The sequence below is a fragment of the Mesorhizobium sp. M0106 genome, assembly GCF_040322715.1.
Taxonomy (GTDB): Bacteria; Pseudomonadota; Alphaproteobacteria; order Rhizobiales; family Rhizobiaceae; genus Mesorhizobium.
Map to the genome: position 1 here is coordinate 143,292 of NZ_JAMYUA010000010.1, position 19,564 is coordinate 162,855.

At 60.5% G+C, this 19,564-nt stretch carries 16 protein-coding genes and 1 pseudogene; 4 read left to right on the forward strand and 13 right to left on the reverse strand.

All coding sequences use genetic code 11. The annotated features are described in order from the left end of the window. Positions 1-184 precede the first annotated feature (184 nt). Positions 185-414 (forward strand): annotated as a pseudogene (locus tag NKJ55_RS13020) (adenylate/guanylate cyclase domain-containing protein); the annotation flags it as partial. A gap of 97 nt (positions 415-511) precedes the next feature. Here the strand turns inward: NKJ55_RS13020 and NKJ55_RS13025 are convergent. The 3 genes from NKJ55_RS13025 to NKJ55_RS13035 form a co-directional block, all read right to left on the reverse strand. After that, the gene (locus NKJ55_RS13025) at positions 512-1,909 is read right to left on the reverse strand and encodes a hypothetical protein (RefSeq protein WP_352450246.1); all 1,398 of its coding nucleotides are present in this window, start codon (positions 1,907-1,909) and stop codon (positions 512-514) included. A gap of 203 nt (positions 1,910-2,112) precedes the next feature. Continuing rightward, positions 2,113-2,637, reverse strand: a complete 525-nt coding sequence (locus NKJ55_RS13030) for a GNAT family N-acetyltransferase (protein ID WP_352450247.1) — start codon at positions 2,635-2,637, stop codon at positions 2,113-2,115. 91 nt (positions 2,638-2,728) lie between these two features. After that, the gene (locus tag NKJ55_RS13035; protein ID WP_352450248.1) at positions 2,729-3,535 is read right to left on the reverse strand and encodes a hypothetical protein; all 807 of its coding nucleotides are present in this window, start codon (positions 3,533-3,535) and stop codon (positions 2,729-2,731) included. A 204-nt stretch (positions 3,536-3,739) separates the two neighbouring features. Here NKJ55_RS13035 and NKJ55_RS13040 point away from each other — a divergent pair, with 204 nt between their 5' ends. Continuing rightward, on the forward strand, positions 3,740-5,155 hold the full coding sequence (locus NKJ55_RS13040) for an adenylate/guanylate cyclase domain-containing protein (RefSeq protein ID WP_352450249.1): 1,416 nt from the start codon (positions 3,740-3,742) through the stop codon (positions 5,153-5,155). A gap of 37 nt (positions 5,156-5,192) precedes the next feature. Here NKJ55_RS13040 and NKJ55_RS13045 read toward each other — a convergent pair whose 3' ends face one another. From NKJ55_RS13045 to NKJ55_RS13080, 8 genes are all read right to left on the reverse strand, one after another. Continuing rightward, entirely contained in the window at positions 5,193-5,672 is a 480-nt protein-coding gene (locus NKJ55_RS13045) for a class I SAM-dependent methyltransferase (RefSeq protein ID WP_352450250.1), read from the reverse strand. Positions 5,673-5,881: 209 nt separating this feature from the next. Next, the gene (locus NKJ55_RS13050; RefSeq protein WP_352450251.1) at positions 5,882-7,063 is read right to left on the reverse strand and encodes an ABC transporter permease; all 1,182 of its coding nucleotides are present in this window, start codon (positions 7,061-7,063) and stop codon (positions 5,882-5,884) included. Then, complete coding sequence (locus tag NKJ55_RS13055) at positions 7,060-8,058, reverse strand: ABC transporter permease (protein WP_023675966.1); 999 nt, start codon at positions 8,056-8,058, stop codon at positions 7,060-7,062. Before NKJ55_RS13055 ends, NKJ55_RS13050 begins: the two co-directional genes overlap by 4 nt. Positions 8,059-8,060: 2 nt before the next feature. Next, positions 8,061-9,959: an ABC transporter substrate-binding protein gene (locus NKJ55_RS13060; protein WP_352450252.1), complete on the reverse strand. Its 1,899-nt coding sequence runs from the start codon at positions 9,957-9,959 to the stop codon at positions 8,061-8,063. Beyond that, a complete protein-coding gene (locus tag NKJ55_RS13065) occupies positions 9,956-11,851 on the reverse strand; it encodes an ABC transporter ATP-binding protein (protein WP_352450253.1) in 1,896 nt (631 codons plus the stop codon). Before NKJ55_RS13065 ends, NKJ55_RS13060 begins: the two co-directional genes overlap by 4 nt. A gap of 149 nt (positions 11,852-12,000) precedes the next feature. Then, complete coding sequence (locus NKJ55_RS13070) at positions 12,001-13,341, reverse strand: adenylate/guanylate cyclase domain-containing protein (RefSeq protein WP_352450254.1); 1,341 nt, start codon at positions 13,339-13,341, stop codon at positions 12,001-12,003. 45 nt (positions 13,342-13,386) lie between these two features. Further along, complete coding sequence (locus NKJ55_RS13075; RefSeq protein WP_352450255.1) at positions 13,387-14,730, reverse strand: nucleotide sugar dehydrogenase; 1,344 nt, start codon at positions 14,728-14,730, stop codon at positions 13,387-13,389. 105 nt (positions 14,731-14,835) lie between these two features. Further along, a complete protein-coding gene (locus tag NKJ55_RS13080; protein ID WP_352450256.1) occupies positions 14,836-16,014 on the reverse strand; it encodes a DUF3095 domain-containing protein in 1,179 nt (392 codons plus the stop codon). Between the two features lie 74 nt (positions 16,015-16,088). On the opposite strand from NKJ55_RS13080, the gene NKJ55_RS13085 reads away from it, so the two are divergent. Further along, positions 16,089-17,177, forward strand: coding sequence for a glycosyltransferase family 4 protein (locus NKJ55_RS13085; protein WP_352450257.1), 1,089 nt, complete (start codon positions 16,089-16,091; stop codon positions 17,175-17,177). Further along, a complete protein-coding gene (locus NKJ55_RS13090) occupies positions 17,174-17,950 on the forward strand; it encodes a polysaccharide deacetylase family protein (protein WP_352450258.1) in 777 nt (258 codons plus the stop codon). Before NKJ55_RS13085 ends, NKJ55_RS13090 begins: the two co-directional genes overlap by 4 nt. A 50-nt stretch (positions 17,951-18,000) precedes the next feature. On the opposite strand, the gene NKJ55_RS13095 is transcribed toward NKJ55_RS13090, so the two are convergent. Beyond that, positions 18,001-18,855, reverse strand: coding sequence for an MBL fold metallo-hydrolase (locus NKJ55_RS13095; protein ID WP_352450259.1), 855 nt, complete (start codon positions 18,853-18,855; stop codon positions 18,001-18,003). A gap of 122 nt (positions 18,856-18,977) precedes the next feature. Then, the gene (locus NKJ55_RS13100; protein WP_023675957.1) at positions 18,978-19,427 is read right to left on the reverse strand and encodes a cyclic nucleotide-binding domain-containing protein; all 450 of its coding nucleotides are present in this window, start codon (positions 19,425-19,427) and stop codon (positions 18,978-18,980) included. Between the last annotated feature and the right edge of the window lie 137 nt (positions 19,428-19,564).

Sequence of the window (19,564 nt, forward strand, 5' to 3'; positions counted from 1 at the left end):
CGTGATCTCGCCCGCACTTCACGGCCAGGCTATTCACAAGGATGCACCGATAGTCGTCGACGGGCAAGCGGCAGCGAGCGATCCGTGTGGGTCCGGTGGCAGAGCGCTGCCCATTCGGGCGGCTGCGTGGCCGTCGTCTGCGAAAGTTCCCTCTTACCCTCCGTCTTCCTGCTATCATGAAGATGAGGAGGCCGTTGACCTCTTGATGCAACGGGCTGACTCGCAACGCTGTCACCGACGTCTCGCGTGCTTCCGGCCCGCAGCTACGGCCATCTGGGCCGTTTCGCCGAAGCCCGCGCGGCATGGCAGGAGGCGCTTCGCGTCAATCCCGACTATTCGTTGGAATACCGTCGCAAAGTCTTGCCCTACAAGAAACCGGTCGATTTCGAACACGTGGTGGATGGGCTCCGCAAGGGGCGGTGCGGTGCAATGACAGGTGAGGCCTATGCGGCCGGATCAGACGCCAGAGGCTCCCCGATAGATCGCCGTGGCTTGCGGTTGCGAATTAGGCTCAGGTCGGCTTGATCTCTGCCTGGCCGATCTTGCGCCATCTGGCGTTTTCGCGAACCAGTTTCAGGTCGTCGGTCGTCTCGGCAAATGTCCGCAATCGGTATTGCCGGAGCAGGTCCGGGAAGAGCGCTCCTTCCGGCAGGCCGGCAAGCTGCTCGCGGACTGAGATCTTTTCATCGATGACCCGCATGCCCCAGGCATTTTCCCGAACCTGCAGCTCCGCAGCCAGATCGCGCTCTTCCGGCACGTTTTCGTCTAGCACGGCCAGAAGGATCGAGTGGAAAAGCGCTACATAGCCAATCTGTCTCAGGCCCCCCACGACCCGCACGCGCGGCAATATGGCAAGGACGAGGAACGTCAGGAACAAGTTCGGCAGCAGCACGCCGTCCAGCAGCGCCTGCCTGAGATACGGCCGCTCGAACGGGATGGAAAGACCTTGCGGCCTGTCGGGCTCGATCAGGTGCCCGTTCTCGAGAACGAGCTTGCGCACGCGCTCCTCGCGGATGCCCCAGAAATAGTCCGTGGCATTGGGCAGGAATCTGCCAAATGGGCTCGATGTGGCCTCTTGCCAGGCATGTTCGAGACGCTGGCGTCTTGCGGGTTCAATGAGCAGCCTGGAAAGAAGGCTGCCGTCATATTCCAGATGCCGCGCCATGGCAGCCGCGGCGGCCCGATCATCGATGAAAACCGGCAGGGCCATGCCGGCACGATCCCAATTGGCGACCAGATCCTGGTTCAGGGCAGTCAGCGCATCGGCGGCGGTTTCAAACACCTTGTCCTGGCTGGCAAGCAGTGTGCCCAGCCAGCGGCTGGCATCCGTTTCATCGCCCACCGCTTCGAGCGCGCGCTTGTTGAGGGAGACGGGACCGGCCACGCAGGCGCTTTTGCGGCACAGTTTGTGGCGCCCCATGCCAAACAGGTTGACCTTGTCGTCGCCGACATCGAGCCATCCCGGCCCCTCCCGGCCAACTGTCTCCATGGTCATCGTCGTTCCCATGAAGCCGACGAAGGCCGACAGCCCGTTTTCGACTGCGCCGAGCCAGGCAAGCAGGAGGGCATCGAAGGTGATCCGGTCCATCAGAAGCAGGCAGTGCAGGCCGGACTGAATCACCGGTCTGTGCTCGAACTCGTCGAGGGCTTTGCCGATCTCGTCAGGCTGCATGATCATACCGAGGCGCTGGTGCAGGACTTCGCGCAGGATCGAGCGAGCAGCGATCGCCGGGCCCGATGCAGGCCTTGCCACCGGCCGCCAAAGATGGCGGGCGTAGTCGGAAACCGGTGCATTCCAGTTCTGCTCGATGTCGCGCACGACCTCCGGGCAGAGCAGCGACAGCACAGTCAGAATTTCCACCGGAGGCGTAGGGGTAGGGGAAGGGGTAGGATCAAAGACGGCGGTCATTGGTCCCGTCTAGCCGCTTGCGGTGCAAACGCCAAGCGAGACCAGACTTGCTGGATGCGGCCGGCCCACACATAGATCGTCAACTCGATTAAGATGGCGTGAGACGAAATGGCCGTATCCTACGCAGCTCTCCATGAGCAATCACCTGTTCGCTCGGCACGAATTGTCAGACTGGCTAAACAGCTAACGCCAAACAGCGGATCTTAGAACCGCAGCCGGGCCATGCTCAGGAGGTCGTGGTACTGCCCGTCGGTAAAGCCGGCCTTCACATGCCGGCCTTCGACCTCAAAGCCGTGGCTTTTGTAGAGACGGAGAGCCGCTTCGTTGTCGGCATAGACGGTCAATTCGACCCGCTTCAGGGCGCGCCAGTTGTCGGCCACGTCAAGCAGCGCGCCAAGTATGGCAGAGCCGATACCTTTGCCGACAAAGGCATCGTCAAGGCCAATATTGATCTCGCCGATATGCGAACGGCGCGGTGAACCCTGCACGACCAGGCTGCCATGGCCGACGACCTTGCCGTCCAGCTCGGCAACGATCCAGGTGGTTTCCTGGCCGGACTTGGCAATGCGCCGCGCCACCTGCTCCACCATCTCGAAAGGCATCCTGAGCGTGCCCCAGCGGAAGCCCGGCATGTTGAAGATAGCGCAAAGCGCCTCCGCATCGCTTGGCCGGACGGACCGCAGCAGCGGCTCGATTTTCTCGGAGGGTGGCGAGGTCGTGCTGGTCATGGCGTTCCCGGCGAAGGCAATCGGCCCGGTACGATGCACCGGACGCCACCTGAAAATCCAGCCGTCTCTGACCTATGATGCCGATTGCGAGCTAAAAATACCGGGAGGCAGCGTAGAGTTTGAAGACGCCGCTGATGCCTATCCAGCCGAAAAGGGCGAGCCAGCACAATGTCACGGTCGCCGTCCAGTCGATCCGGTGCACCGCAGCGTTGGTGATGACGACGCCGAGGATGGCAAGCAGGCCAACCAGAAACTGCGCCAACCCGAGCACCAGCAGTTCCTCGCGCGGCGCGCTTCTCCAGACGAGATATATACCGCCCGCACCGGCGAGGAAGATGGCGCTGTAGACCTGAGCGTGGAAGGCATCGATCGGCCATGGCCAGATGCCACTGAATGTCAGGGGAAACAGCAACAGGCCGACGCCATAGAGCCCAAGGATCGCGGATTCCGCCGGCATGTAGCCGCGCCATGCGGGATTTAAGGTCACGCCTTTTGCAGAAGGACGGGCCCTGGCCCGCCACAGGGACAGCCCGGATACCGCGACCGAAGCAAGATAGACCAAAAACCACAGCCAGGGCGCTTTGCGCTCGAAGTTGAAATAGCCGAGATTGATGAACGAAGCCACCGACACGATGACGGTGAAGATGAAGGCCATGACGAGCACGAGCCTGCCGGGCGACCAGCGATTCCAGACCAGCAGTGCCGCCATCACGACCATTTCGGCGGTGTAGAAGCCACCGAGGAAGCGCGCATTGAACGGCGTGACGGCCCAAGGCCAGCCCGGTTTCACCAGCGCAGGCATGAAAAACAGGCCGGCGCCTACGATCAGGACGATGATGACCACCGCAGAAAAAAGGCGCAGGGCCGCGGGAAATGGCGGATTGTCGGATGTCGGCATGGGAGAAAATCCCAAAGATGAATGCGCCATGGACCATCATAGTGCTGCTTGCGGCCGGTTAAAATCCGCCGAATGGAAATTGAACGGTCACCAGGCTTATCCATTCGAATGGCCGTACGGTCCGTTTCGAAGTAAGATGGAGCACTCGGACCAAAGACCGGTCCGGTCAAAACGCCTCGGGGTGCATTTTCCGGAGCCTGCACGATGAACGAAGCTCAGGATCTGTTCTCACTTCTGCGACAATCGGCCGATGTCGATCCGCAGGCGATCGACGCGATCAAGCGAACCATCGCGGAGGGCGAGGACCGCGAACTTTGCCGCATCAATGCGCCAGCCTTCGCCAGCAAGCATGGCCTCGACGAGGAGCGCGCAATAAGCGCCTTTCTCCATGCGGCGCGGGTGGGCATCTTCGACATTTCCTGGAATGTTCTGTGCCCCGGCTGCGGCGGCGTGCTCGACACCAACGCCACGCTGAAAACCCTGCAAAAGGACGAATACACCTGCGCGCTGTGCTCCGAGGGCTATTCACCGACCCTCGACGAGATGGTCGAGGTGACATTCACCGTCAGTCCCCGCGTGCGCAGGATTGCCGCCCACAATCCACACGAACTGCCGGTGGCGGAATATTTCCGCCAAATCTACTGGGCGTCCGGCGTCGATCTGCCGGAAGAGGATTTCGTGAAAAAGCTGGAAGCGTTCTCGCTGGAGGATATCGAGCTTGCGCCCGGTGAAAAGGCGGTTCTGACCATACAGCTTCCGTCTGAATTCATCATCGTCTTCGAGCCGGTCACCCATTCAGCGCAGTTCATCGACGGGAAGGGCGAACCAACAAAGGAGCGCCGGAGCCTCTCTTTGGCCTTCGACCGCGACCATGTCCAGAACCAGACGCTGGAGATGCAACCCGGCCCGTTGCGCATTTCGCTGGAAAACCGGACCGACACCCGCGTGCTGCCGACAGTCTTCATCGCCGGCCAGACATTGCATGATTTCCTGGGAAAACGCCGGCCCTTCCTGACCGCCAAGCGCCTGCTCACCAACCAGACGTTCCGCGATCTCTATCGCACGGATACACTCGACATCAACCAGCGCCTGAAGATCACCAGCCTGACGTTCCTGTTCACCGACCTGCGCGGATCGACCGAGCTTTACGAGCGGGTGGGCGACCTTTCAGCCTTCGATCTCGTGCGCGAGCATTTCCAGGTTCTGCACGAGATCGTCACGGCGGAGGCAGGCGCGGTGGTGAAGACGATCGGTGATGCGGTGATGGCGACCTTCGCGACGCCTGATCGTGCGATTGCTGCAGCCCTCAGGATGCGCGATGCCATGCGTACGCTCAACGACAAGAGCGGGCGCGAGGATCTGCTGCTCAAGATCGGAGTCCATGCCGGCCCCTGCATCGCCGTGTCGATGAATGAGCGACAGGACTATTTCGGCCAGACGGTCAACATTGCTTCGCGGGTCCAGAACCTTGCCAACGCACAGGCGATCTTCGCCACTCGAGCGGTGGTCGACGACAATCTCACCGCCGATCTCTTACACAGGAACGCGCTGACGCCCGTGCCCCACGAGGTCTCGCTGCGCGGCATTGACCGGGAGATAGCAGTATACACGATCCCCTGAAGGCTTGGCCCCTGAAGAGTTGGCTCGTCCCGGCCCCTCACACGCGCCTACAGATAAAATAACGATCGGCGGCAATCGAAGGTGGCGGCGAGAGGCGTTGCAACTGCGGGTGATCGAGCGGCGTGCCGCTGACCGCGATGCCGCCGACGCGAAGCAGGCGCGCGGTCAGATCGGGAAGCCACGTAGAGGTCACTGCATCGCGATCTTCATAGCCGGTGCCGATGTCGGCATGAACAAGAGCGGCGTCGATGCCAATGAACCTGCTCGCCGTCTCGCGTATTTCGCCGAGCACGAGGTTTTCAGCTTCGGGAATTGAGCTGGCGTGTGCGGCAAGTGCGCGATCGAACGCTACGATCCGGCGTCCGGGCAGGCGCTCGCGCAGATGGTGGAACGTCCGGCCATTGCCGAGGCCGAGCTCGAGCACGGGCCCCTCCATCTCCGCAACCTCGGCGCAGACATGATCGAGTATGTCGCGCTGTACGGTCATCCTCCGGATGAAACTGTCAAGGCGACTCATGTGCGATTGTATGTCCAGAACCAGTTCACGAAATCAACTGCCCCCGACCAGAGCGTTTCGCGGCTGAAACCCCAGGCCGACGTGCTAAACCCCGATCGAGTCTTGCCGCGTGTAGAGGCGAACGATGAACACTGCAACAAGCGAACAGGCTGCCGACAAGGATCATACCGGGTGCAGTCGGCGGCGCAGCACGCGGCGGAACAGCGATGTCATTTGTAGGGGTCCGCGGCGTCCCGCAACCCGTCGCCCAGGAAGTTGAACGCCAAGATGACGAGAACGACGGGGAGCATCGGCAAAAGCAGCCATGGATAGAACGCGATCACGCTGACGCTGCGCGCCTCGGTGAGCAGGATGCCCCAGCTGGTTATCGGTGCCCTCAGGCCGAGCCCGAGGAAGCTCAGCGCCGTCTCGCCCAGGATCATGCCGGGTATGGAGATCGTCGCCGTCGCGATCAGATGCGACATGAAGCCAGGAATGAGATGCCGCCCGATGATGCGGCTGCTTCTGGCGCCCATCAATTGCGCGGCCAGAACGTAATCCTCCTCGCGCAAGGCTAGAAGCTTCGAACGCACGGCCCGCGCCAGTCCGGTCCAGTCGAGCAGCCCGAGGATGACGGTGATGCCGAAATAGATCAGGATCGGACTCCAGGTTATCGGCATGATCGCCGCCAGAGCCAGCCATAGCGGAATGCTGGGGATCGATTGCAGAACTTCGATTATCCGTTGGACGATCAGGTCGAAGATACCGCCGTGATAGCCGGCCAGTCCGCCGATGACAATGCCGAGCAGGAAGCTGAAACTGATGCCGACGAGGCCGATTGTCAGTGAAATACGTGCGCCATAGATGATGCGCGAGAGCACATCGCGCCCCAGCCTGTCAGTGCCGGCCAGAAAGAGTTGGCCGTTTTCGGCAGGGCAGACAAAATGCCTGTCGCCTTCGATAAGGCCCCAGAACCGGTAACTGTCGCCCTTGCAGAAGAAACGGATCCGCTGAACATCATCCTGTTTCTCGACGTAGTTCCGCTTGAGCGTGTCCATATCCAGCGTCATCTGGCGGCCATAGACGAACGGCCCGACGAACTCGCCGTTGTGGAACAGGTGCACCCGCTGCGGCGGTGAATAGATGTAGTCCATGTTGCGCGTGTGCAGATCGTAGGGCGCCAGGAACTCGCAGATCAGTATCCCGAAATAAAGCGCTGCCAGGAATATGCCGGATACAAGGGCAAGCCGGTGCCGACGGAATTTCCACCACATCAGCCGCAACTGCGACGCCTGAAAGACCTTCTCCTGCTCCGGCGTCATCGCCTCGACCGACTGCAGGTCAAAGGGCTCGATGGAAACGTAGTGTTGCAGTGGGGCACCCGGAGCGGGCAGCGGCGATTGCGTGTTCATTTGGTGCTGCCGCCTTGCAAACGAATTCGCGGATCAAGTAGCGCCAGCGCCAGGTCGGAAATCAGGACGCCGATGACTGTCAGGAAGGCGAGAAACATCAGGAACGACCCTGCGAGATACATGTCCTGGCTTTGCAGCGCCTTGATCAGCATCGGCCCGGTCGTTTCCAAAGACAGCACGATCGCCGTGATTTCGGCACCGGAGATGATGGCCGGCAGGATAGAGCCGATATCCGAAATGAAGAAATTGAGCGCCATGCGCAGCGGATATTTGACCAGCGCCCTGAAGGGATGAAGGCCTTTGGCGTGCGCGGTCACGACATATTGCTTATGTAGCTCATCGAGCAGATTGGCGCGCAGCCGCCGGATCATGCTTGCCGTGCCCCCGGTTCCGATGATCAAGACCGGAATCCAGAGATGGGCGAGGATCGATTTCGCCTTGGCCCAGCTCATCGGCTCGCCGAGATATTGCTGGTCCATGAGATGGCCGATAGACGTGCCGAACCAGATGTTGGCGAAATACATCAGGATCAGCGCCAGCATGAAGTTCGGAATCGCAAGGCCGAGAAGGCCGAAGAAAGTCAGGCCGTAGTCGCCCCAGCTGTATTGATGCGTGGCGGAGTACATGCCGATCGGAAAGGCGATGAGCCAGGTAAAGATGATCGTGACGAAGGAAACCAGCACCGTCAGCCACATTCGGTCCCCGACGACGTCGCGAACCGGCAGCTCATATTCGAAGGAATAGCCGAAATCGCCGTGCAGCATCCCGCCGACCCAGTAGAAGTAGCGAATGACCGGTGGCTTGTCGAAACCATATTCCTTGCGCATCATCTCGATGCGATCGGAATCCACCGCTTCGCCCTGAGCCCGAAGCTCGGCAACATAGCTGTCGAAATAGTCGCCTGGGGGAAGTTCGATGATCGTGAACACCAGTGCCGATATGACCAGCAGCGTTGGAACCATCACGGCGATACGCCAGACAAAATATCGAAGCACGCTCAGGACTCTCCAAGCCAGAATGTATCCGGCATATAGACACCGAAATAGGCGGTCGGGTCGTAGCCGTAGAGCGCCTTGTCAGGCAGATTGCGCAGCCGCGAGGACGCCAGAATCGGCTGATGCGTTCCGTTTACCGTGCCGATCGAAAACACCTGATCGGTATAGATCGACAGCATTGAATTCCAGATCTCGGCGCGCTCCGTGGCTTCGGTCGATGCGTTCCAGCGCTTGAGTAAAGCCATCAACTCGACCACGGGCGGAAGATCGGGCGCTTCGCCGACCTTGCCACGGGACAAGTAGTGAGCACCCCAGAGCGGCCATTGCAGCTGGTCATCAACGGTGGGGGCGAGTTGGTAGGGGTTCATGTCGGCGGTCGGCACGCCATTGTCGATGCCCGACCACATCGACATCATGATCTGGCCACCAAGCGCGCGGCTGCGGAAGATGTCGCGCTGCGAAGTCCGGATGAACAGGGCGATGCCGATCTTGCGCCAGTGATCGGTGATGAGCTCGAGCGCGTCGGTTTCCAGCGTGCTTTCGCCGGCCGTTTCCACTACGAGCTGCGCCGGGCGTCCGTCGGGGAGTATCCGCAGGCCGTCATCGTCACGCGCCTGAAGCCCGACCTCGTCGAGCAGGGCATTGGCCTGGTCGGGATCATGGGCGACCCAGGCTTTCGCGAATTCCGGCCGGTAGAGCGGGCTCTCCGGCAGGACCGTATCGGCACTTTCCTGCGCCAATCCGTAGAACACAGCCAAATTGATCTCGCGCCTGTTCACAGCGAGCGAAAGTGCGCGGCGCACGCGCACGTCACGAAAAAGGCCACGCCACACCTGGTCGGCACAATTCAGATTGGGCAGCAGCGCCAGCCGCGAACCTTGTGTGCGTTTCCAGAGATGCATCTTCACCGGGTAGCGCTTCTCCGCATCCTTCAGGAAGGAGTAATCGGTGAAGTCAATTCCCATGCCTTGCAGGTCGCTCTCGCCCGCACCGGTCTTGGCGGAAATGATCGCCGACGAGCTGACATTCATGACAATCCGGTCGACATAGGGCAGTTGCCGGCCATTCTCGTCTATTCGATGAAAGAACGGGTTCCGCTCGAAGACGAACTGCTCAGCCGGCGGCTTGGTCCGGTTCTGCCAGGGATCGAGCGTCGGCAGTTCCGGGTTCTCCGGGCGATACTGCCGCGACATGCGGATATGCAAGAGAGTCCATTTCTGGGCCCGGTTCTCCTTCATTAGGCCGGCGAGCCGGAATGGATCTTGGTATTTCTTGTGGAACTGCTTGAGATAGGCGGCCGGCAGAACAAGCGATAGGGGCGAAGCAGCGGCGAGCTTGGGCAGGAAGTCGGGATTGGGCGCATCCCAACTATAGCGGACCGTCAACGGATCGACGATCTCGAAGCGTGGCGGCTTGCCGTCCGCCAGCAGGGCCGGGGCGAGCCCGCCTTGCGAAAGCTCATCGTTCAGCCAGACATCTTCCCAGCAATAGCGAAAATCCTCCGACGTCAGCAGGCTACCGTCAGACCATTTATGTCCTTCTCGTATCTTGAAAGTGAAGACACGATCATCCGCTACATCGAAACTTTCGAGAATGTCGGCTTGCAGGTTAAGCTTTTCGTCATAGCCGACCAGGCGAGCGTACCCGTAGATTGTCATCATCCGGATGTCTTTCTGGCTGCCGATGATCGTGCGCAGCGTGCCGCCATATTGGCCGGGCTGCCGGCCCATCGCGGCGAGATTCAACGCGCGAGGGCGCTTGGGCAGGCGTTCGGCGAGTGCCGGCAGCGCTCTGGCCTTCAGCTGCGGCTCAAGAAATTCCGGCTCCAGATCGCCGGCGCGCAACGTGCCCGGCAGAAATGCCGAAGCCATGAGTCCAAGGACGGTGCGCCGGCTGATCAATGGCGTAGCTCGCTGAAATCGGCCGAACGTCGGGCCAGCACGAGGTGGCCGCCGCCAAGATCGAGCGGCGACAGCATATCCTCGTCGCCCTCGTCGCGGAATTGCGGTCCCCATGCGCTGGTGTCGGAAGCGCCGCTGAGTTTCAGCGTCTTGAAATCCATCGGCCTGTCGAGATCGGGGAAAGGTACTGCGGCGACCAGTGAGCGCGTGTAGGGGTGGACCGGTTTCCTAAGCAGAATTTCGCGCGGCGCGAGCTCGACGATACGCCCGCCGCACATCACCGCGATACGGTCTGCCATGTAGTCCACCACCGCGAGGTTGTGGGATATGAACAGGTAGGTCAGGCCCAGTTCCTTCTGCAGGTCCTTCAGAAGGTTCAGGATCTGCGCCTGGACAGAGACATCGAGTGCCGAAACCGGCTCGTCGCAGATCAGGAGTTCAGGCCCCAGCGCCAACGCGCGCGCGATGCCGATACGCTGACGCTGCCCGCCGGAGAAACTATGCGGATAACGCTTTATGAAGCGCGGGTCGAGCCCGATTGCCTGCATCAGGCTCTTGACCGTGGCGAGTCGGGACGCGGCATTGCCACGTCGATGGATTTCCAGCGGCTCGCTCAAAATGTTCTCCACCGTCATGCGGGGTGAAAGCGACGAAACCGGATCCTGGAATACCATCTGGATTTTCGCGCGCAGCATGCGCAGGGCGTCTCCCTCGGCTTCCAAGACGTCGATCGGACCATCGCGGCCATTGAAGATCACAGAGCCGCCGCTAGGGGTGACAGCCCGCATGAGGATCTTGCTGACGGTGGTTTTGCCGGAGCCGCTTTCGCCGACAAGACCCAGGCACTCACCCCGCCTGATATCAAAGCTCACGCCGTCCACGGCGCGAACAGAGGTTTGATGATCTCCGCCGAACCATCCGGACTTGCGGATCGTGAAGGTCTTTGTCAGATCCCTGACCGACAGCAGGATGTCGTCCGGCCCCTTCGATGCCGGCGCCGTCTGCTTGCCGAGCAGGTTCCCGACATTCACCGGCACCTCGCGGAGCGCCTTTAGCCTTTCGCCGGGCTTCAGGTCGAAATGCGGAACGGCTGCCATCAGGCCCTTCAGGTAAGGGTGGCCCGGCCGGCGGAATATCGCCTCCACAGGTCCCGCTTCCATGATCTCGCCATGGTACATGACCACCACCTCGTCGGCGACGTTGGCGACTACGCCAAGGTCGTGCGTGATCAGCAGCATCGCCATGTTCAGCTTCGTCTGAAGCTCGCGCAGCAATTGCAGGATTTGCGCCTGGATGGTGACGTCCAACGCCGTCGTCGGCTCGTCGGCGATCAACAGCGCGGGCCGGCAGATAAGCGCCATGGCGATCATGGCGCGTTGACGCAATCCTCCCGAAAGTTCAAAGGGATACATGTCATAGGCGCGCTTGGGGTTGGGAAAGCCGACAAGTCCGAGCATTTCCTTGGTCCGCGCCTTGCGCTCCACCCAAGCCATGGGCGTATGAATCTGCAGGGATTCGCTCACCTGATTGCCGATCGTATGCAGCGGCGACAGTGATGTCATCGGCTCCTGAAATATTTTGCCGATGCGGCTGCCTCTCAACGCCCGGATTTCGGGTCCGTCACGCGGCATCTGCAGGATATCCTGCGTCGTGCCGGGCTTTTCAGGATCGGAAAACAGGATACGCCCGCGAACATGGGCTGTGTTCGGCAAAATGCCCATCACTGCCTGGCTGAGAACCGATTTTCCGGAACCGGACTCGCCCACAAGCGCGGTAACCTTGCCGGGCAGGACGCGAAGATTTGCACGCCTCACGGCATGCAACGGTCCCCCTATAATGGCAAAAGAGATGCCAACATCCTCGATCCGCAGCAGATCAACGCCCAAATTCATTCTCACACCAGCCCCCACTCTGGCAGGTCCAGAAGGCGAGACTATCGCATTGCCAGCCTAGAGCAACTTGGATTCGAACAGTCGCCAGCTCCCTGGCGGAACCGGCGACCGGACTGCATACCAAACGCGTTCGGATCAGATCGTGGCGGTTACTGGAGCTTCCTCGGGTCGCCCGCGGACGGCCGCGCGGCATTGCGATGAAGCAGCATGACCTGCTCGGCGTCCGATATTCGGTCGTAAATCGGCTCCAGCGCACCGTCTTCGTCGAGCGAGAGAGTACCCGACAAATCGGGTGAAAGCACCGTTAGCTTCTGCCTGATGCCCGCCAGTTCCTCCATGCCGAGCGCCAGCCAGTTGTTGGCGCCGCAATAGCCGGCGAAGTCTTTGCTGGCGAGAACGCTGTGCGGATATTTCTTGGTCAGGGTCTGGAGACGCTGGACCTCGTTTACAGCCGAGCCGAAGACAGAGAATGTGAGCCGGTCGGTAAGCCCGACATTGCCGAACATCACATTGCCGACATGCAGGCCGATACCATAGTTTATGTCGCTCAATCCCTGCTGTTTTCTGCGCAGATTGAGATCCATCATGCGCGCGGTGGCCTTGTGCGCTGCTGCAAGAGCAGCCTGGCAGGCGATCTCGGACTGTGAACGGTGCCTTGCGCAAGGGTAGACGGCAATGAAGCCATCACCTATGAAACTCATGATCTGCCCGCCCTTGCGATTGAAAGGTGCAGCAGCGGCGTCGAAAAACTGGTTCAGCGTATCGATATAGACTTCGCGGCCGGAGGTTTCGGCAAGTCTTGACGACCCGCGCATGTCGCCCATGACCAGTGCCGCCCGGATTGTATCACCCTCGCCGCGCTTGATCTGGCCGTCGAGCACGCGCCTGCCGGCGTCGCCGCCGAGATAAGTGGTCATCATGTTGTCGGCAAGCTTGGTGAGCACCGCCATCTTGGTTGCGATAGCGAGATGGTTCTGGATGCGCAGCAGCGCCGAAATCATGCTGTCGCTGAAGCCTGCAGCACTGTCGGTGGACCAAGACCCGATCATGCCCTGACTGGTGTTGCCGCTGAAGGGATGGACGAAAGCCATGTAATCGGTGACGCCCATCAGCTTGAGGTCATCGAAAACAGGAAATTCCGACGGCACCGACGGGTCGAGCCGGCGCCGCAGATGGTCGAGCTTGTGGCTGAGCAGATGGTAGTATGGGCTGGTCAGGAATCTGTCGGAATGAACGCCGTTCTCCTTGCGGAAGCCTTCCACTTCCAGGCCCTGGCCGCGGAGCCAGGTGAAGCCGAGCGCGTCATAAAGCGGATGAAGCATCGAAAAGCTCAAATGCACCCGCTTCAACGGCAGGCCGGCAGCAGCCAGCCGTTCACAAAAGCCCCTTACCAATGTTTCCAGGTCGTCGCCCGCCAACGCCGATTGGGTCAGCCAATCGGCAACCTTATCCATGAGAATGGCTGAAATTTCTGCTTGCGCTGTGCTCATGCTATCTCGAAATCTCCTTGCACAAATTCGCCGGCTCGGACGCCGTCAGGCCTTTACCACCGTCTCTCGGGCTAGCCCGAGGCGGCCAAAAATATTGCGTGTGTCGACGATCAGTAGAGCGTGATCCGCGATCGCCTGATAGTCGATCGCGTCGTGGTCGGTCGCAACGACGACAGCGTCGAAATCCTTCAAGGCCACCTCGGTCAATTCGACAGAACGACGCCCCTTGATCGCCATATGCTCCCGTGTGGCCGGGATTTCGGTAACATGCGGATCGTGGAATTCCGCCTTGCCGCCCCATTCCTCGATGAGTTCAATGAGCCGCAATGAGGGGCTTTCGCGGATGTCGGGCACATTCTTCTTATAGGCGAGCCCGATGATGAGAATGCGCGAGCGGCTGAGCGCCTTGCCGCAGCGCCGGTCCAGCGCCTTCGCCAGTTCATCGACCACATGACGCGGCATGGCCGTGTTGATCTCTGCCGCCAGCTCGATGAAGCGGGTCGGCAGTTCGTATTCGCGAGCCTTCCACGTCAGGTAGAAGGGATCGATCGGAACGCAGTGCCCGCCAAGTCCAGGGCCAGGATAGAAAGGCATGTAGCCGAAGGGCTTGGTCTTTGCCGCCTCGATCACCTCCCAGATGTCGATTCCCATCGCACCGAGCACGATCTTCAACTCGTTGACGAGGGCTATATTGACCGAGCGGAAGATGTTTTCCGTCAGCTTGACCGCCTCGGCGGTCGCCGTGGTGGAAACCGGAACGACGGTCTTGACCACGCCATGGTAGAAAGCCTGCACGAGCGTCGCCGCTTCAATGCCGTCACCTGCCACGACCTTGGGGATCGTCGCGACTTCAAAGCTGCGGTTGCCGGGATCCTCGCGTTCGGGCGAGAAGCCGAGGAAGAAGTCTATCCTCGACTGCAAGCCGATTTTTTCCAAGATGGGCTTGATCACGTCGTCGGTGGTGCCGGGATAGGTGGTCGATTCCAGCACGATCAGCTGACCGAGACGCAGATGCTTCGCGATGGTGCCTGCGGTGTTCCTGACAAAGGAGAGATCCGGCTCGCGGTGTTTCGTCAGTGGTGTCGGAACGCAGATGATGATGACATCGCAGACGGCCAGTTCGGCAAAATCCGCAGTGGCGCGGAACCGTCCGCTCGCCACCTGGCCGGCAAGGGCTGTCGACGTCACCGCCTCGATGTAGGATTGTCCGTTGTTCAGGCTCTCGACCTTTTGGGCTTCGATGTCGAAGCCGCAAACAGGGAAGCCGGCGCGTGCGATCGCAACCGCCAGCGGCAACCCGACATAGCCCAGTCCGATCACGCCGACTTGCGCGGCACGCGTCGAAATCCGGTTCAGAAGGCGGTCATATGTCGATCGTGAGGCGTCCAAAAATCTGCTTCCCGTCAATTCGGACAGGCCGTCCGCTTCCATGGTGAGGCTCACCGCTCACAAGAGCCCCGAGGCATATTGCGGAAAATCGATGTCCGCAAGCCGTCAGACCGGCACCTTCGCCTTAAGGCTTGCGGCAGCCATCGCATAGCCGCCGGCGGCGCCATCGATGAAATGAACGTGATCGCGCTGCAGCGGCGATGCGACGAGGCATGTCATCAAGGCCGATTTCTGGCGGTGCAGGCCATAGTTGCAGATGCCCGCCTCTTCCGCCTGTTTCAGCCGGTTCTCGATCCGTTGCAACACATCCGCGTCAACGTCGATGGTCATCTTTAAGCCATCGTCGAACTTCCGGAAATCCGAATTGCTGGCCACTTCGCGTTTGTAGATCTTCGGATCGAATCTGCCGATCGTCCAGCCATATCTATCCGTAACAGCCGTAAGCGTCATCAGGAACACTATCCACAGCTTCGACAGCCACCGCCGTCCTGCCGGCGCCGTGGCCCGCGCCTCGATATCGAGGCCGGCGGGCAGCAAACTGTAGTCCGGCCCGTTCACCGGCACCGGGTGGCCATCGCGTTCCTGCCTGCCGGCAAGGGCGATGATGTCGGAAACCAGAAACTGAAAACCGCGCAAGTCGCGCGACGCCCCCGGTATGGCTATGATCGAGACGATTTCGCCATGCCGGGCTTCGATCGGGTTCCAGCGGCACGAGAGGCCGGTCAGGTCCGGCCGCGCGCCGGCCGGCGCAGGATCGATGCGGTAGCGCCCCGCTTTCATCTCGGCTTCCGCCCAACTGCCGCCACCTCCGGCGAACATGGCATAGAAGACCGCATCGGAGGCCTGGAACCTCGCCACGCGAACGTCGAGGCCTTGCGCTCTTATATCCTTTATCGGCACGATTGCGGCACGCAAGGTCAGATCCAGTTCGTCCGCCACCCATCTCTGGACAGCCGCCAGCGCGTTGCGGGTGATCTCCAGCGCCGAGTCGGGAAACGCCACGAGCGCGCCGTCGCCGCCGAAGACAAAGGGAAGATCTTGCCTACCCAGCGCATTGAGCAGCGCCGAAATGACGCTGGCACCGGCCATATTGACGGTTTTATAGCGCCCCGCCTCGATCGCCTTGGTCGAGCCGACGATGTCTGCGGTGGCCAGCGCCCAGCCATCGGGGAGAGGCCGATAGTTATCGATATCGGCAACGCTTTCGAACTTTGCGAAGACCGGCAGAGAAGCAACAAACGGATCGGACGCGGCAGCTGTTTCCATGAGCATCAGATAGCACATTCCAGTGCTTGAGGGTGAAGTCGATCATGCTTCGAAATTGACTTGCGCAGGCTTTCCGATGATAGGGTCCGGCGATGCGAATTGCCTTCTATGCGCCGCTGAAGTCGCCCAATCATCCCGTTGCCTCCGGCGACCGCCAGATGGCACGGATGCTGGTCAAGGCGCTGGAGCATGGAGGACATAGCGTCGAACTGGCATCCGAATTGCGCTTCTATCTACGCGAACCGGATTCGAAAAGTTTCGATGCGCTCAAGATCCAGGCCCGCGAGGAAGCCGCGCGGCTGGCGAGGCTTTGGGATCGTGACGGCAAGCCCGATCTGTGGTTCACCTATCATCCCTATTACAAGGCGCCCGACCTGATCGGGCCCGAACTGGCGTTGGCCTTTGGTGTCCCCTATGTGACAGCGGAAGCCTCCTATTCGAGGCGGCGCAACACCGGTTTGTGGGCCGATACGCAAGCGTTGGTGGCGCGAGCCGTCGAACAGGCGGCGCTGAACATCTGCTTCACGCAAAGGGATCGTCAGGGACTGGCAGATGCGGTACCCGACGCCGCTTTCGGCATGCTTTCGCCCTTCATCGACACATCGCTATTCCGGGAAACGCCGGCACGCGGTTGTCCGACGCGCCTCGTTACCGTCGCCATGATGCGCCCGGGCGACAAACTCGAAAGCTATCGCATGCTGGCGCAGGCGCTCGGTTCGATCGGTCACCTGCCCTGGACCATGTCGGTCGTCGGGGACGGACCTGCCCGCGAGGAGATCAAAGCGCAATTCGCCGGCTTGCCCGCCGAGCGTATCGAATGGCTTGGCGCGATTGAGCCAGCCGCCGTGCCGGATGTCCTCTACAGTGGGGGAATTTACGTCTGGCCGGGTTTCGGCGAGGCCTATGGCGTTGCCTATCTTGAAGCACAGGCCGCCGGCCTTCCGGTTGTGGCTCAGGACGTCGCCGGCGTGCCGGAGGTCGTCCGGAATGGCCAGGCCGGGTTTCTCACCCCGCTGGACGATGTGGCGGCGTTCGCTTCTGCCATTGAAAGGCTTCTGGCCCATAACGACGAAAGATCCATCATGGCCGCAGAAGCCAGACGTTTCATCCTCGAAGAACGTTCTCTCGGTGCTGCAGCGGCGCGTCTGGCCGAACTTCTTGCGAAGATCCCCGTCTCATGACATCCGATCAAATCTGGCAACCCTTGGTGGAGGAACTGGCGAGCCGGCAACGGGCGGACCGTAAGGCAGAGTTCTGGCTGCGCGACGATGACGCCGTGGATCCGACGCCTGCGCTTGATCGGTTGCTCGACCTCACCGGTGAATTCGCGGTTCCGGTGACTCTGGCCGTCATTCCCGCCGTGACTGACGAGAAGCTTGTCGTTCGGCTTGACGAGGCGCCGCATGCCACGGTCGCCATCCATGGCTGGGCGCACCGAAATCATGCGCCCGAGGGCCAGAAGAAGCAGGAGCTCGGCGCGCATCGACCACGCGAGGCGGTGCTCGATGATCTGGCTCGCGGGCTGGCGCACGTAACCGGCCTGCACGGCGCACGTGCCGTTCCGATGCTGGTGCCACCCTGGAACAGGATCGACGCCGGCTTGGTATCCGACCTTGGATCGATAGGATTTTCGGCATTGTCGGTCTATGGACCGCCAAGGCCGGCGTCACTTGCGGTCATCAACAGCAATGTCGACATCATGGATTGGCATGGCACGCGCGGCTGCCGCGATCATGGCCTATTGGTTCAGGCTATCATCGCGCAATTGCAGCATGCATTCGATGGGGGCGAACCGGTGGGCCTGCTCACCCACCATCTCGTACATGATGAATCGGCCTGGCTCTTCCTCGAACGGCTGTTCACAGTCACCGCACAGACTGAAGCCTGCGCATGGCTTCCGATCAGGACATTGATCGGGCGCAGCGCCGGTAGAACAATTCCAGGAAAAGTGTGAACGGTTTCCGTCCGGAATTGCGTCAAAACAAAGAGATAGAGGAAAATAGCTCAGTGCTTTTTGCGCAATGAGACCGGAATGTTGAGCGTCTGGCCATCCCGCGCGGCAAAAGCGCCGGTAAACCTGTCCTTGGCCAGTTTCTGGATCTTGTCCAGTTCCTTGTCGGTGCGTGTCGGATCGTGGTGAAACAGCGCAAGCCTCCGCGCACCGGCCGCCTCACAGAGTTTGACGCCCTGTTGCCACGTCGAGTGCCCGTAACCGCGGCGGCGTTCCATTTCCTCCTCGGTGTAGGTGCAATCGTAGATGACGAGGTCGGCATCTTCGATCAGGCCGAGCACCGCCTGATCGAGTTTGTCCGGCTCATGCTCAGTGTCTGTGATCACCGCCACGACGCCGCCACCCCATTCGACCCGGTAGCCTATGCAGCCGCCCGGATGCATAAGACTGCCGGTTCGGACCACCACCCCTTCGCGCGGGCGAAGCACGTCTCCGGATACAAAATCGCGATAGTCGAGGCTTGCCTTGCAGGCCTCCAGTTTCACCGGAAACCACGGCGGCCGCATGAACTCATCGACCATCTGCCGGGTCGTCATGTGTCCTGCAAGATGCCCGGACCAAAGCGTAACCTGGGCGCCCCGGTCATAGATCGGCGCAAAAGACGGCAGCCCGATGATGTGATCGTAATGGCAATGGGTGAAAAGCAGGTCGAAATCGGTCACGCCCAACGCCTGAAGCGCCGCGCCGGCTGGCCTTAGGCCAGAGCCTGCGTCGAACAGAAGCGTATGCTTACCGCATCGCATCTCGACGCAGATTGAGTTGCCACCATAGCGAGAGAACTCTGGCCCTGATACCGAAATGCTGCCGCGGACACCCCAAAACCTGACCAGGAAAACGTTGTCGTCCATGCTACCCCTTCGCCCATCATATCTAAACAACTGCCGCTAGGCGAGACAGGCTTTCTCCGGGTGATCTTCTCAGCGAGAGGACAGTGCCGTCACGACGGCGAGGATCGAGCGCACGTCCTTCGTTATTTGGCGCTTCGTGCGTCGATCAGATCCGCGGTCGTATGGCTTAGGCGATCGGCAAGAACCCGCAATATCTCGATGGTCATTTCCGGGAACTCCCTCATAAGTCTCAGGAAATGATCCTTGCGGATTCTCAGGGCTTCCAGCGGACTTGCCGCTCTGACGGTGGCAGTGCGGGAGCTGTTGCACAATATGGCGATCTCGCCAACGATCGAATTTGGCTCCAGTTCTGCAACTTTTATCGGTCCGCTGTCGGAATCGACAAGAATATCCGCTCTGCCTGAAAGGATGACATAGGCGGCGTCTCCCTCGTCGCCCTGCCGGAAAAGGATCTGGCCGGCGCTGTAGCTCACACGATCGGATGTGAACGCAAGCAGCTTGAGCTTTGTCGGCTCGATGGCAGAGAACAAGGGAACGCGTTGCAGCATTCCAACTTCATCCTTGAGCAGCATTGTCGCAAACCTTCCAAAATTCGCGTTTGCCAGACTAGAGCACGCCCAGATGGAATCAATTCTCTTTCCGGGATGGCGAGACAAACCACGCGAAAGGTGGCGAGCCCGATGTCGTGCACCGGCAGAATGATCCCATC